This is a genomic window from Bordetella bronchialis, from assembly GCF_001676705.1.
GTDB lineage: Bacteria > Pseudomonadota > Gammaproteobacteria > Burkholderiales > Burkholderiaceae_B > Bordetella_C > Bordetella_C bronchialis.
Genome location: NZ_CP016170.1, coordinates 5,388,455 through 5,401,486, shown reverse-complemented (window position 1 = coordinate 5,401,486; position 13,032 = coordinate 5,388,455). Strand labels below are relative to the sequence as shown.

General features: G+C 65.3%; 13 protein-coding genes. 12 read left to right on the top strand and 1 reads right to left on the bottom strand.

Annotated elements, in window-relative coordinates:
- Positions 1 to 119 precede the first annotated feature (119 nt).
- The 10 genes from BAU06_RS23675 (at position 120) to BAU06_RS23630 (ending at position 9,675) form a co-directional block, all read left to right on the top strand.
- Positions 120 to 1,682: a DUF1254 domain-containing protein gene (locus BAU06_RS23675; RefSeq protein ID WP_066356389.1), complete on the top strand. Its 1,563-nt coding sequence runs from the start codon at positions 120 to 122 to the stop codon at positions 1,680 to 1,682.
- 523 nt (positions 1,683 to 2,205) lie between these two features.
- On the top strand, positions 2,206 to 2,676 hold the full coding sequence (locus tag BAU06_RS23670; RefSeq protein ID WP_231933950.1) for an ATP synthase subunit I: 471 nt from the start codon (positions 2,206 to 2,208) through the stop codon (positions 2,674 to 2,676).
- A 67-nt stretch (positions 2,677 to 2,743) separates the two neighbouring features.
- A complete protein-coding gene (gene atpB, locus BAU06_RS23665) occupies positions 2,744 to 3,625 on the top strand; it encodes a F0F1 ATP synthase subunit A (protein ID WP_066356386.1) in 882 nt (293 codons plus the stop codon).
- Between the two features lie 109 nt (positions 3,626 to 3,734).
- Entirely contained in the window at positions 3,735 to 3,977 is a 243-nt protein-coding gene (atpE, locus tag BAU06_RS23660) for a F0F1 ATP synthase subunit C (protein ID WP_003815363.1), read from the top strand.
- 173 nt (positions 3,978 to 4,150) lie between these two features.
- On the top strand, positions 4,151 to 4,621 hold the full coding sequence (locus tag BAU06_RS23655) for a F0F1 ATP synthase subunit B (protein WP_066356384.1): 471 nt from the start codon (positions 4,151 to 4,153) through the stop codon (positions 4,619 to 4,621).
- Between the two features lie 12 nt (positions 4,622 to 4,633).
- Positions 4,634 to 5,173, top strand: coding sequence for a F0F1 ATP synthase subunit delta (locus BAU06_RS23650; RefSeq protein WP_066356380.1), 540 nt, complete (start codon positions 4,634 to 4,636; stop codon positions 5,171 to 5,173).
- Positions 5,174 to 5,214: 41 nt separating this feature from the next.
- Positions 5,215 to 6,756, top strand: a complete 1,542-nt coding sequence (gene atpA, locus BAU06_RS23645; RefSeq protein WP_066356379.1) for a F0F1 ATP synthase subunit alpha — start codon at positions 5,215 to 5,217, stop codon at positions 6,754 to 6,756.
- A 105-nt stretch (positions 6,757 to 6,861) separates the two neighbouring features.
- A complete protein-coding gene (gene atpG, locus BAU06_RS23640; protein ID WP_066356378.1) occupies positions 6,862 to 7,761 on the top strand; it encodes a F0F1 ATP synthase subunit gamma in 900 nt (299 codons plus the stop codon).
- Positions 7,762 to 7,836: 75 nt separating this feature from the next.
- A complete protein-coding gene (atpD, locus tag BAU06_RS23635) occupies positions 7,837 to 9,237 on the top strand; it encodes a F0F1 ATP synthase subunit beta (protein ID WP_066356376.1) in 1,401 nt (466 codons plus the stop codon).
- Positions 9,238 to 9,246: 9 nt separating this feature from the next.
- On the top strand, positions 9,247 to 9,675 hold the full coding sequence (locus BAU06_RS23630; RefSeq protein ID WP_066356374.1) for a F0F1 ATP synthase subunit epsilon: 429 nt from the start codon (positions 9,247 to 9,249) through the stop codon (positions 9,673 to 9,675).
- Positions 9,676 to 9,904: 229 nt separating this feature from the next.
- On the opposite strand, the gene BAU06_RS23625 is transcribed toward BAU06_RS23630, so the two are convergent.
- Positions 9,905 to 10,384, bottom strand: a complete 480-nt coding sequence (locus BAU06_RS23625) for a carboxymuconolactone decarboxylase family protein (protein WP_066356373.1) — start codon at positions 10,382 to 10,384, stop codon at positions 9,905 to 9,907.
- 266 nt (positions 10,385 to 10,650) lie between these two features.
- On the opposite strand from BAU06_RS23625, the gene BAU06_RS23620 reads away from it, so the two are divergent.
- Both BAU06_RS23620 and BAU06_RS27170 read left to right on the top strand, forming a co-directional pair.
- Positions 10,651 to 11,820, top strand: a complete 1,170-nt coding sequence (locus BAU06_RS23620) for a PepSY-associated TM helix domain-containing protein (protein ID WP_066356372.1) — start codon at positions 10,651 to 10,653, stop codon at positions 11,818 to 11,820.
- A gap of 54 nt (positions 11,821 to 11,874) precedes the next feature.
- A complete protein-coding gene (locus BAU06_RS27170) occupies positions 11,875 to 13,023 on the top strand; it encodes a hypothetical protein (RefSeq protein WP_231933949.1) in 1,149 nt (382 codons plus the stop codon).
- The last annotated feature ends 9 nt before the right edge of the window (positions 13,024 to 13,032 follow it).

Below are 13,032 nucleotides of genomic sequence, written 5' to 3'. Positions count from 1 at the left end.
AAGGCCCCGACCTATGCTTGAGGTTCCAACAAACAGGACGGCCCCCGTGGCGAGGCGCTGATGAGCAGGCGCGCCGGTTGCTGACGGGGCCCGCCCGGCAACAACAAAGGAGCCTCTCCATGCCCATTGCCTCCCATTCCGGTAAATGGCGGCTGGCCGCCCTGGCCTGCATTTTCGGCGTCAGCGGCATCGCATCCGCGCAAGCCCCCCAACCCACCTTGCGCATGACGACCCAACCCGTCGCCCCCGTCCCGGCGTCGGTTCCCTCGGCGCCCATGTCGGCCGCCGAACTGCACGACGCCGCCGTCGACGCGTATATCTACGCCTATCCCATGGTGTTGATGGAGCTGACCCGCCGCAACACCACCAGCGTGTCGTCGCCGGCGGACGGCAAGGCCCCCATGAACCAATTCGGTCACAAGACCGCCTTCCCCGACGCGCAAACGCCCAACGCCCGCTGGCCGAACACGGACACCCTGTATTCCAGCATGTGGTACGACGTCAGCAACGGGCCGCTGATCGTTCGCGTGCCGGATGCGGGGGACCGCTTCTACGTCCTGTCGCTGATGGATATGTGGACGGACGTCTTCGCGTCGCGCGGCACCCGTACCAACGGCAACGGCCCGCAGGCCTTCGCCATCGTCGGGCCGTATTGGAACGGCACTTTGCCCCCGGGTATCGACGTGGTGCGCAGCCCGACTTCCATGGGCTGGGTGGTCGGCCACGTGCAGACGCGTGGCCAGGCCGACTATCCCGCCGTGAATCAATGGCAGGCCAATATCGGCGTGACACCTTATGTGGCGCCGCCGGCCCCGCCCGTGCCGGGTGGGCGCACGCCGCCCGGCTCGCTGACGCCCATGCGTCCGTTGCCGCCGGGCGCGCGTCCGGGCCCGGCCATGCCCATGACGCCCGCCTATACGCCCACCACCCAGGTCGCGCCCAGCGCCGCGCCGCCGGTGGAGCAGGTGGCCGGCATGGATGCCGCGACCTTCTTCGGCCTGTTCGCGGACGCCGTACGCAACAATCCGCCCCATGCCAACGACTACCCCATGCTGGACCGCCTGCGCCGCATCGGCCTGGGCACCACGGCGCCGGTGGCTTTCTCGCAGCTGGATCCCGCCGTGCAGCAGGCACTGACCCAGGCCGGGCCGGAAGCCGGCCGCCGCATCGCCGACTACGTGTCTCGGCTGGGGTCGGGCATGAACGGCTGGAATACCGTAACCGGCGGCATCGGCACCTATGGCACCAACTATCTGCGCCGGGCCGCGGTGGCCTACGCGGGGCTGGGCGCCGGCTTGCCGGAGGACATCCTGTATCCCGTGACGCTGATCGATTCGGACGGCGATCTCCTGACCGCGGACGACGACTACGTGCTGCACTTCGACAAGGGCCAGCTGCCGCCGGCCAACGCGTTCTGGTCGCTGAACCTGTACGGGCCCAACCAGACCTTCGTCGAAAACCAGGCGCGCCGCTACGCGATCCGCAGCACCGACAACCTGCGCTACAACGCCGACGGTTCGCTGGACATCTATATCCAGCGGCGCGCGCCCCGCGGGGAGCGGCAGGCCAACTGGCTGCCGGCGCCGGAGTCCGGTCCGTTCATGCTCAACATGCGGTTGTACTGGCCGCGCGACATTGCCCTGGACCAGCAATGGGCGCCGCCTCCGGTTCAGGACAACTGATCCGGCCGGCCGCCCGGGAAGGGCGGCCGGCGGCGGAGCCGCAAGGGGCGCGGAAGCGCCCTTTTTTGCGGCCCGCCTTTCCGGAGGCGACCCGCGGGCGGGCTGACCGGCGACCCGGCAGCCGGGCGACGCGGGGCGGGATGGCGGGGCGTCCGGCCCGGTGTTGTGCCGGCGCCATGGTACCCTCCGCACTCAGCGAGTTGTCAGCCTGGCCGATTTGCGGGTCGCCTCGGATTCCAGCTATACTCCAATAGTTTGACGCTTGCGGGATAACATCGCGGCACGGCGGTTCGCGCCGGGCGGATGTGGACTGCGTGGCGGTGGGTTAAGCAGGTGAGTAAGCAGTCGGTAGCCGGTCGGCAGGCGGCGTGGGATCCCGGTAGGAAACCAGGCTGGAGCCAGGCAAACACGAGGCAACAAAGAGGCAGCAACTAGGCAGCAAACGGCGGTTGGGCAGGTTGATGAGCGGGCGGTAGAGCCGTTGTTCAGCGAGCCGGGCAGCATCTGATGATTGGGTGTGGGGTTGACGGAATTCATCGATGATTCCAAAGGCTTGCCTTCGCCCGAGCGGTCGGATGGGGAGTCGCGGCTGGTGCTCGGTGCGGAAGAAAAAACCGCATTGCGTGCCGGAACCCGTCGCGGGCTGGCAAGGGCCGTTCTGGCGCAATGCGTCATGGCGGTACTGGCCACAGTCGGGGCGTGGGTGATTGCGGGGACGTCGGCGGGCTTGTCGGCGCTGGTGGGGGCGGGGGCGTATCTAGTGCCAAACACTTTGTTTGCGCTACGGCTGCTGCTGGACTCGAACCGGCCGGGCCGAACCAATCCGTTCACGTTCTTCCTGGGCGAGGCATTCAAGCTTGCCGCGACGGTGCTGCTGTTGTGGCTGGCGGTGCGCCTCGGTGGCGACGCGATCGTCTGGCCTGCCATGCTTATCGGCCTGATCTGCACGCTCAAGGGATATGTGCTGCTCTTGATGTTCGGCAAGTTGTCGTAGCGACGCTTCTAATCGTTCTAAATGGCTGGCGTGACGCGCCAGCGACAGCAAACAGGGTAGGAAATAAATGGCTGCTGCCAGCGACGTGTCGCCCCAGTCGGAGTACATCCAGCATCATCTGGTGCACTTCAACAATATTGGCGAAAAGCAAACCGCGATCGCCAATTTCGATGTCATCAACTACGACTCCCTGTTCTGGTCCATCCTGATGGGCCTGGTCGTGGTGTTCTTCCTGTGGCGCGCCGCCCGCAAGGCCACCACTGGCGTGCCGGGCCGTTTCCAGATGTTCGTGGAATCCCTGGTGGACATGGTCGAAGAGCAGGCCAAGTCCATCGTGCCGAACGAAGTCTCGCGCCGTTTCGTTTCGCCGCTGGCGCTGACGGTCTTCCTGTGGATCGTCATGATGAACGCGCTGGACCTGGTGCCGGTCGATCTGCTGGCCACCATCCTGCGCTGGACGGGCTGGGGCGCCCACCATGGCGACCTGCTGTACTACCACCGTATCCTGCCGACGGCCGACCTGAACGTGCCGATGGGTATGTCGCTGGGCGTGCTGCTGCTGATGTTCTACTACGGCCTGAAAATCAAGCACCCGGGCGGCTTCGTCAAGGAACTGGTCAGCGCGCCTTTCCATGCGCATGGCATCGCCGCCGTGCTGCTGTTCCCCTTCAACCTGCTGCTGAACATCATCGAATACGCCGCCAAGTCCGTGTCGCTGGGCATGCGGTTGTTCGGCAACATGTTCGCCGGCGAACTCATCTTCATGCTGATCGCCCTGCTGGGCGGTGCGTGGACGGGCTTCAACGGCACCAGCATCGGGCTGGGCATCGGCCAACTGCTGGCGGGTTCGATCTGGGCGATCTTCCACATCCTGATCGTGCTGCTGCAGGGCTTTATCTTCATGATGCTGACGCTGGTCTATATCGGCCAGGCCCACGAAGGACATTGACCGGTTTTTCGGCGCGGGTTCCGGCCCGCGCCGGGACGCAAGATTTTCTTGCATAGCGCTGTTCCACTTCCAATCTCTTGACATTCAGATTTCTCAACAAGGAGTTGTCATGACCAACGTAGCTTTCGTTGCTCTCGCCTGCGGTCTCATCATCGGTCTGGGCGCTATCGGCGCTTGCATCGGTATCGCGCTGATGGGGGGCAAATATCTGGAAGCTTCGGCTCGTCAGCCTGAACTGATGAACGCCCTGCAAACCAAGATGTTCCTGCTGGCTGGCCTGATCGACGCCGCGTTCCTGATCGGCGTCGGTATCGCGATGCTGTTCGCGTTCGCCAACCCGTTCGTCGGTTAATGGCGCATGCCCGCCGGCACGCCGGCGGGTCGAATAAGCTGGTGGTGGCGCGGGGCGCGTGCTGTCAGGCCCCATCCGGGCTTCCATGCGCGCGTTGCCGCCAGCTGGTATCGAGTGCTCGGTGGCGTTTCCCAGGAAACGCCCGAGCCTTAAGGTGTTAAAGGGAAACGACCGTGAATCTGAACGCGACGATCTTTTTCCAGATGCTCGTGTTCTTCGTTCTGGGCTGGTTCACGATGAAATTCGTGTGGCCGCCCCTGACGAAGGCGATGGATGAGCGCCGCCAGAAAATCGCCGACGGCCTGGCCGCGGCTGAAAAGGGCAAGGCCGACCTCGCCCAGGCGCAGGCGCGCATCAGTCTGATCGAGGCTTCTGCCAAGTCTGAAAACCACGCGCGCATGGTGGAAGCCGAAAAGCAGGCCGCCCAGCTGCTCGAGCAAGCTCGCCGCGAAGCCGAGGCCGAACGGGCCCGCATCGTTGCGCAAGCCAGGCAGGACGCCGAGCTGGAAGTGCAGCGCGCGCGCGACAACCTGCGCGACGAAGTCGCCGCGCTGGCGGTCAAGGGTGCCGAGCAGATCCTGCGGCGCGAGATCGACGCCCGCGCCCATGCCGAGCTGCTCACCCAGCTCAAGGCCCAGCTTTAATCCGGAAACGTCATGGCTGAACTATCGACTGTCGCCCGGCCTTATGCCGAAGCCTTGTTCGCCGCCGCGCGCGACGACAAGGCCGGGCTGGACCTCTGGGCCGGCCTGGTGAATCAAATGGCCCAGGTCGCCGCCAACGCGGACGTCCGTGAGGCCATGTCCGATCCCCGCCTGGGGGACGACGAGCGTGCGCAGACCTTCGCCGCCTTGCTCAAGGGCGAGGTGCCGCAAGCCGCCCGCAACTTCATCGACGTGCTGGTCGAAAACGGCCGCCTGTTGTTGCTGCCCGAAATCGCCGAGCAGTTCCTGGCGCTGAAGAACCGCCACGAAGGCACGGCGCAGGCCAACATCACCAGCGCGTTCGAGATGACGCCCGAACAGGTCAAGGACTTGCTGAGCGCCCTGGAACTGAAGTTCGGCCTCAAGCTCAAGCCCCACGTCACCATCGATCCCTCCCTTATCGGCGGGGTGCGGGTGGCTGTCGGCGACCAGGTACTCGATACATCCGTGCAAGCCCAATTGGCCCGCATGCGCGACACGCTGGCGGCATAAGCCCATCGCCACGCGACTAACAGGATTCCAGGAGTCTGAACATGCAACTCAATCCCTCCGAGATCAGCGAACTGCTCAAGAGCCGCATCGAGGGCCTGGGCGCTTCGACCGATATCCGTACGCAGGGCACGGTCGTTTCCGTGACCGACGGTATCACCCGCATCCACGGCCTGTCCGACGTGATGCAGGGCGAAATGCTCGAATTCCCCAATAACACCTTCGGCCTGGCCCTGAACCTGGAGCGCGACTCCGTCGGCGCCGTGATTCTGGGCGACTACACCGGCGTGTCGGAAGGCGACCAGGTCAAGACGACCGGCCGCATTCTGGAAGTGCCGGTCGGTCCCGAACTGAAGGGCCGCGTGGTCAACACGCTGGGCGAGCCCATCGACGGCCGCGGTCCGGTCAATACCAAGGAAACCGACGTGATCGAAAAGGTCGCGCCGGGCGTGATCGCGCGCCGTTCCGTGTCCCAGCCCGTGCAGACCGGTATCAAGGCCATCGATTCCATGGTGCCCATCGGCCGTGGCCAGCGCGAGCTGATCATCGGCGACCGCCAGACCGGCAAGACCGCCGTCGCGGTGGACACCATCATCAGCCAGAAGGGCAAGGGCGTGACCTGCGTCTACGTCGCCATCGGCCAGAAGGCGTCCACGATCAACAACGTGGTGCGCAAGCTGGAAGAGCACGGCGCGATGGAATACACCATCGTCGTCGCCGCCTCGGCGTCGGATTCCGCGGCCATGCAGTACCTGGCCCCGTACGCCGGCTGCACCATGGGCGAGTACTTCCGCGATCGCGGCGAAGATGCCCTGATCATTTATGACGACCTGACCAAGCAGGCCTGGGCCTATCGCCAGGTTTCGCTGCTGCTGCGCCGTCCGCCGGGCCGCGAAGCCTATCCCGGCGACGTGTTCTACCTGCACTCGCGCCTGCTGGAGCGTGCCGCTCGCGTCAACGAAGAGTACGTCGAGAAGTTCACTAATGGCGCCGTGAAGGGCAAGACCGGTTCGCTGACCGCGCTGCCCATCATCGAAACGCAGGCGGGCGACGTTTCCGCGTTCGTTCCGACCAACGTGATCTCGATCACGGACGGCCAGATCTTCCTGGAAACCGACCTGTTCAACGCCGGCGTGCGTCCCGCCATCAACGCGGGTATTTCGGTGTCGCGCGTGGGCGGTGCCGCCCAGACCAAGGTCATCAAGAAGCTGTCCGGCGGTATCCGTACCGACCTGGCGCAGTACCGCGAACTGGCCGCGTTCGCGCAGTTCGCCTCCGACCTGGACGACGCCACCCGTCGCCAGCTGGAGCGCGGCAAGCGCGTGGTGGAACTGCTGAAGCAGCCGCAGTACCAGCCGCTGCAGGTCTGGGAACTGGCCGTCAGCCTGTACACCGTGAACAACGGCTACCTGGACGACGTCGAAGTGTCGCAGGTGCTGGCTTTCGAAAAGGCGCTGAAGGACCACCTGAAGTCCAAGCTGCCCGAAGTGATCCAGCGCATCGAAGATACCAAGGAACTCTCGAAGGACGACGAAGCCGTGCTGGCCTCGGAAATCCAGGAGTTCAAGAAGCACGGTGCTTTTTAAGACATTTTGACTGTGATGAGGTCGGCGGGCGCCCTAGGGCGCGCCCGGCCTGCAGGGCGGATGGAGTGAAGGCTCCACCGCCGACCGTCTCACCAGGAAAGCGCAATGCCCGGAATCAAGGAAATCCGTACCAAGATCAAGAGCGTGCAGAACACGCGCAAGATCACCAAGGCGATGGAAATGGTCGCCGCGTCCAAGATGCGCAAGGCGCAGGAACGGATGCGCGCGGGCCGGCCCTACGCCACCAAGGTGCGCGCCATCGCGTCGCACCTGATGCAGGCCAATCCGGAATACAGCCACCCCTACCTGATCGAGCGCGAGCAGGTCAAGGCGGTTGGCGTGGTGCTGGTGACCACCGACAAGGGCCTGTGCGGCGGCCTGAATACCAACGTTTCGCGCGTGACGCTGGCCAAGCTCAAGGAATTCCAGGAGCGCGGCGTCAAGGTGCAGTTCACGGCGCTGGGCAACAAGGGCCTGGGGCTGCTGACCCGTATCAGCGCAAACCTGGTGTCGCAGGAAGTCGGCCTGGGCGACCAGCCCCACCTGGATCGCCTGCTGGGCGCCATCAAGGTGCAGCTGGATGCCTACCTGGACGGTCGTATCGACGAGCTGTATGTCGCCACCACGCGCTTCGTCAACACGATGAAGCAAGAGCCGGTGATGCTGCGCCTGCTGCCGCTGCCCAGCGGCGACCTGGAAGATCCCTTCCATGCCGGCGAAACCACCGCCGCACTGAAGAGCGAATACAGCTGGGACTACATCTACGAACCCGACGCCCGCACGGTCATCGACGATCTGCTGCAACGTTATGTCGAAGGCGTGCTGTTCCAGGCCGTGGCCGAAAACATGGCCTCGGAACAATCTGCCCGCATGGTGGCCATGAAGGCCGCCTCGGACAACGCCAAGAAAGTGATCGGCGATCTGCAACTGGTCTACAACAAGACCCGCCAGGCCGCGATCACCAAGGAAATTTCGGAAATCGTGGGGGGCGCCGCCGCCGTTTGACGCCGGGCCGGACATCGTACCCGGCGTCACGGACGCAGCATCCTGACAGGACATAGAGTTATCAAAGGAATCGACATGAGCAACGGAACCATCGTTCAGTGCATCGGCGCCGTGGTGGATATTCAGTTCCCCCGCGATCAAATGCCCAAGATCTACGAGGCGCTTACCCTGACCGAAGAAGGCAACGCCTTCGCCGAGAAAGGCCTGACCTTCGAAGTCCAGCAGCAGCTGGGCGACGGCGTGGTGCGTACCATCGCGCTGGGTTCCAGCGACGGCCTGCGCCGCGGCATGAACGTCGCCGCCACCGGCGCGCCCATCTCGGTGCCCGTCGGTACCGGTACGCTGGGCCGCATCATGGACGTGCTGGGCCGTCCCATCGACGAAGCCGGCGCCATCCAGCATGAAGAAAAGCGTGCCATCCACCAGGAAGCGCCCAAGTTCGACGAACTGTCGCCGTCCGTGGAACTGCTCGAAACCGGCATCAAGGTTATCGACCTGGTCTGCCCCTTCGCCAAGGGCGGCAAGGTGGGCCTGTTCGGTGGCGCCGGCGTCGGCAAGACCGTGAACATGATGGAGCTGATCAACAACATCGCCAAGCAGCATAGCGGTCTGTCGGTGTTCGCCGGCGTCGGCGAGCGCACCCGCGAAGGCAACGACTTCTACCACGAAATGGAAGAGTCGAACGTGCTGGACAAGGTGGCGATGGTGTTCGGCCAGATGAACGAGCCCCCGGGCAACCGCCTGCGCGTGGCCCTGACCGGCCTGACCATGGCCGAGAAGTTCCGCGACGAAGGCCGCGACATCCTGTTCTTCGTCGACAACATCTACCGCTACACGCTGGCCGGTACGGAAGTGTCCGCGCTGCTGGGCCGTATGCCGTCGGCGGTGGGCTACCAGCCCACGCTGGCCGAGGAAATGGGCAAGCTGCAGGAACGCATTACGTCCACCAAGACCGGTTCCATTACCTCCATCCAGGCCGTGTACGTGCCGGCGGATGACTTGACCGACCCGTCGCCCGCCACGACCTTCCAGCACTTGGACTCCACCGTCGTGCTGTCGCGTGACATCGCCGCCCTGGGTATCTACCCGGCCGTGGATCCCCTGGATTCCACCAGCCGCCAGCTGGACCCGCAGGTCGTGGGCGAAGAGCACTACGCCGTTGCCCGTGGCGTGCAGCAGACGCTGCAGCGCTACAAGGAACTGCGCGACATCATCGCGATCCTGGGCATGGACGAACTCTCGCCCGAGGACAAGCTGGCCGTGGCGCGCGCCCGGAAGATCCAGCGCTTCCTGTCGCAGCCCTTCCACGTGGCCGAAGTGTTCACGGGCTCGCCCGGCAAGTACGTGCCGCTGGCCGAAACCATCCGCGGTTTCAAGATGATCGTGAACGGCGAATGCGACGCCCTGCCGGAGCAGGCCTTCTACATGGTCGGCACGATCGACGAAGCCTTCGAGAAGGCCAAGAAACTGCAATAAGGATCCGATATGGCTACCCTGCATGTCGACGTGGTCAGCGCGGAAGCGGCGATCTTCACCGGCGAGGCGAAGTTCGTGGTTCTGCCTGGCGAAGCGGGCGAGCTGGGCATCCTGCCCGGCCACACCCCGCTGATCTCGCGAATCCGCCCGGGTACGTTGAAGATCGTCCGCGAGGACAATAGCGAAGAGAACGTCTTTGTCGCCGGCGGCATCCTGGAGGTGCAGCCCGGCAGCGTCACCGTGCTGGCCGATACGGCCATACGCGCGGCCGACCTGGACGAAGCCAAGGCCGAGGCTGCCCGCCAGAAGGCGGAAGAGGCCTTGCGCAACGCCAAGGACAAGGCGGACATCGCCGTGGTGGAAGCGGAGCTCGCCATGCTGGCGGCGCAGGCGGTTGCCGCGCGTCGCCTGCGGGCCGCCCCGGGGCGTCGCCACTAAGGCGCGCATGCCCGCCGGCGCTTGCTGGCGGGGCCGCGGCCGCTCTTGCCGTCCCGTGCGGAGCGGCCCTGGGCGATTCCCGCGGCGTCGCGGCCAACCGCGATACGGCGGTCGGGAATGTCCGTGGACTTTCCCGCGATGAAGACAGAAAGGCCAGGCGATCGCCTGGCCTTTTTTTCCCGGATTCGGGCGGGCGCCTGGCTGCCGTGCAGCGGACGCGGGCGTCTGCCTATTTCAGGCCGGCCTTGGTCAGGCCATACAGCTCGTCCGCGGAGCCCGGGACCGGCAGGAAGGCGACGCCCAGGCGGTTCCAGCCGTTGATGCCGACGACCAGGAATGTCAGGTCGGACAGCTCCTCTTCGCTGAAGTGCGCGAGCGCCTGCTGGTAGGCCTCTTCGGGAATACCGTGGGCCGGCAACCGCGTGACGATCTCCGTCCAGGCCAGCGCGGCCTTCTCCCGGTCGATGAACAAAGGCGATTCCCACCAGATGGCCACATGGTGCTGGCGCAGCTCCCGCTCGCCATGGATGCGGCCCTCCTTGACATGCATGTCCACGCAGAACACGCAGCCGTTCATCTGCGATGCGCGCAGTGTCACCAGGTGGCCGAGTTCCTCCACGACGGGGCGCTTTTTCAGCGCCACGCTGAATTCGGTGTACTTCTTGGCCAGTTCGGCGCTCAGCTTGTAGTAGTTCAGGCGTTGGCTCATGGTGTGTCCTCTACGCGGATGGGTTTGCAAGGAGGCGGCCGCCTGCCCGCAAGCCGGGTCTGGTCCTAGGAAGGGCGACGTTGTACTGCGGGCCCGCTTGGCGGCAGCCGGGTTCATGCCGCCCATGATGGTCTATCCGGAGGGGCGCGAAAAGCACCAAGAATATGGACCACGTTTGCACCATTGCGACCGGATGCGCACAAATGGGTACAATATTGAGATAGATTCTTATTATTAACTTCGCGACGCGGACGGAGTTCGACAGCATGGGGAAACTGTCCCTCAAGGCCTGGTTTGAAATTCACAAATGGAGCAGCCTGGTCTGCACCGTTTTCCTGCTGATGCTGTGCCTGACCGGCCTGCCATTGATCTTCACGCATGAAATCGAGCACTGGCTGGACGACGCCAAGCCGTATGCCGAGGTCGCGTCCGGCACGCCGAGGGTCAGCCTGGATGCCGTGGTGGCGGAGAGCAAGCGGCTGTATCCCCAGGAATCCATCGAGTTCCTGTACATCGACGATGAGGATCCGCAGATCCTGATCGGCATGAATCCGCAGCCCGGCAATGACGACATGGCGCATCGCCTGCGCTTCGACGCGCACACCGGGGAGCTGCTCAAGCAGTTTCCGGCAGCCGAGCAGGAGGGGCACGGCTTCATGGAGATCATGCTGCACCTGCATGTCGACATGTTCGCCGGCCTGGCGGGCGAGCTCTTCCTGGGATTCATGGGCCTGCTGTTCTGTGTCGCCGTGGTCTCGGGGGTGGTGCTTTACGCGCCCTATATGAAGAAGATTCCCTTCGGCAGCGTGCGCGCCGACCGCTCCGCGCGCATCAAATGGCTGGACCTGCATAACCTGCTGGGCGTGGTCACCCTGGGCTGGGCCTTCGTCGTCGGGTTCACCGGCGTCATCAACGAGCTGTCGACGCCGATGTTCAAGTACTGGCAAGCTACGGCGATGCAGACGCTGCTGGCACCGTACCAGGGCCAGTCGACCCCCCAGCTGGGCGAACTCAGCTCCCTGGATGCCGCCTACCGGATCGCGGCGCAGGCCCAGCCCGGCATGAAGGTGAACACGGTGACCTTCCCGGGCAACCGGTTCGGCAGCCCGTATCACTATTTCCTGTGGCTCAATGGCGACACCGCGCTGACGTCGCGGCTGTTCAGCCCCGTGCTGGTGGATGCGCGCTCGGGCGCCTTGTCGGCGGCGCTGGAAATGCCGTGGTACCTGCGCGCGCTGGAAGTGTCGCGGCCGCTGCACTTCGGCGACTATGCCGGCATGCCATTGAAGATCATCTGGGCCGTGCTGGATGTGATCACCATCATCGTGCTCGGCAGCGGACTCTACCTATGGTTCGCCCGCCGCAAGTCCGCGGCGGCCCGCATCGCGGAAATCGAAGCCCGTCATCGCGCCTGGGCAGAGGGCGCCAAGGCTTGAGACGGTTCCTGCGCGCTTACCCTTACGTATAAGCCGCAGTGTGGACTTTGCGAATTGCCGCTCGAAACGGCGTTATCTAGGCTTGCTGCTTCCCCCAAACAGGAAGGAGTAGCGATGCGCGAAACGCTAGATTGCGGCGTGCTCATGGTGCCGGCGCATGCCGGCTGGATGGACACCTGGATGCAGCGCCATGCGGGCCATATGGCGCGCGTCAGGCTGCATGCGGTCGACCTGGACGATGGCGCGCCGGTCGTCGTCGCCAATGGCGCGGCTAGCGCCTATGCCGGGGCGCCGGCGGCCGCCCAGTCGCTGGCGCGCCTCGCAATGTCGCTGTGCCGCTTCGACGCCTGCCTGCTGCCCGTTGCGCCCGACACCCTGGGCTGGACGCGCACCGCGCTTTCCTGCGCCAGGGGCGGCCTGCGTACGCCGCTGATCGGGCTGGCGCGCGGGCTCAAGGCGGCGGCCGTCCAGGATCTGCTGGCGCTCGGCATGTGCGATTTCGTGCGCGATCCCTTGTGCCCGGAAGAGCTGCGTGTGCGGGTGGACCGCGTGGCGGGGCGCCGTCCAGCCGGAAGCGAAGCGCAGGCAGGCCTGGGGGCCGGTGGCCCGCCTGCGGGCGGCGAGGGATATCCGCCGGCTGATGGGGCGCGGCCGCCGCAGGGATATCGCGGCCCGCGCGGCGCCCCGGCGCCTTTGGGCCACTGCGTGCCGGAAGATGCCGCGATGGACCCGTACCGGCGTGCGGCCGTCGCATCGGCGCCCGGTGCCGTCCCGGGCTCGGCGGTGGGCCAGGCATTTCAAGAGCCGACGACGCATTACCCGAATGGCGACGCCGGCGCCTGGCCGGTCGCGGCGGCGGCCGCCACCGCCAGGCGGTCGCTGTTTCATTGCGAAGCCCGGGCGCCGCGCGGCGACGCGCGGCCGCGCTTGTCCCGGGAAGCCATCGATAGCAGCCTGCTCGCCATCCAGGCGGCGCCGCGCGTGCATCCCGACGAGCCCTTTCGCATCGCCAAGTCACGTGTGGTGGACAGTTTCGAGCGCGACTATGTCCGCACGGCCTTGTCGCGCCACGCCGGCAACGTGGCGCGCGCCGCGCGCGCGTCGGCCAAGCACCGGCGGGCATTCTGGGCCTTGATGCGCAAGCACCATATCGATGCAGCACCTTATCGGCCGCGCCAGGACTACAAGAATGCGGGCGAATGAGCGCCTCCA

Bases quoted from the DNA above. Each gene is read 5' to 3' on its own strand.
- BAU06_RS23620 (WP_066356372.1), top strand. From the start codon at position 10,651: ATGGGGAAACTGTCCCTCAAGGCCTGGTTTGAAATTCACAAATGGAGC.
- atpD (WP_066356376.1), top strand. From the start codon at position 7,837: ATGAGCAACGGAACCATCGTTCAGTGCATCGGCGCCGTGGTGGATATT.
- BAU06_RS23650 (WP_066356380.1), top strand. From the start codon at position 4,634: ATGGCTGAACTATCGACTGTCGCCCGGCCTTATGCCGAAGCCTTGTTC.
- atpA (WP_066356379.1), top strand. From the start codon at position 5,215: ATGCAACTCAATCCCTCCGAGATCAGCGAACTGCTCAAGAGCCGCATC.
- BAU06_RS23675 (WP_066356389.1), top strand. From the start codon at position 120: ATGCCCATTGCCTCCCATTCCGGTAAATGGCGGCTGGCCGCCCTGGCC.
- BAU06_RS23625 (WP_066356373.1), bottom strand. From the start codon at position 10,384: ATGAGCCAACGCCTGAACTACTACAAGCTGAGCGCCGAACTGGCCAAG.
- atpE (WP_003815363.1), top strand. From the start codon at position 3,735: ATGACCAACGTAGCTTTCGTTGCTCTCGCCTGCGGTCTCATCATCGGT.
- BAU06_RS23630 (WP_066356374.1), top strand. From the start codon at position 9,247: ATGGCTACCCTGCATGTCGACGTGGTCAGCGCGGAAGCGGCGATCTTC.
- atpB (WP_066356386.1), top strand. From the start codon at position 2,744: ATGGCTGCTGCCAGCGACGTGTCGCCCCAGTCGGAGTACATCCAGCAT.
- atpG (WP_066356378.1), top strand. From the start codon at position 6,862: ATGCCCGGAATCAAGGAAATCCGTACCAAGATCAAGAGCGTGCAGAAC.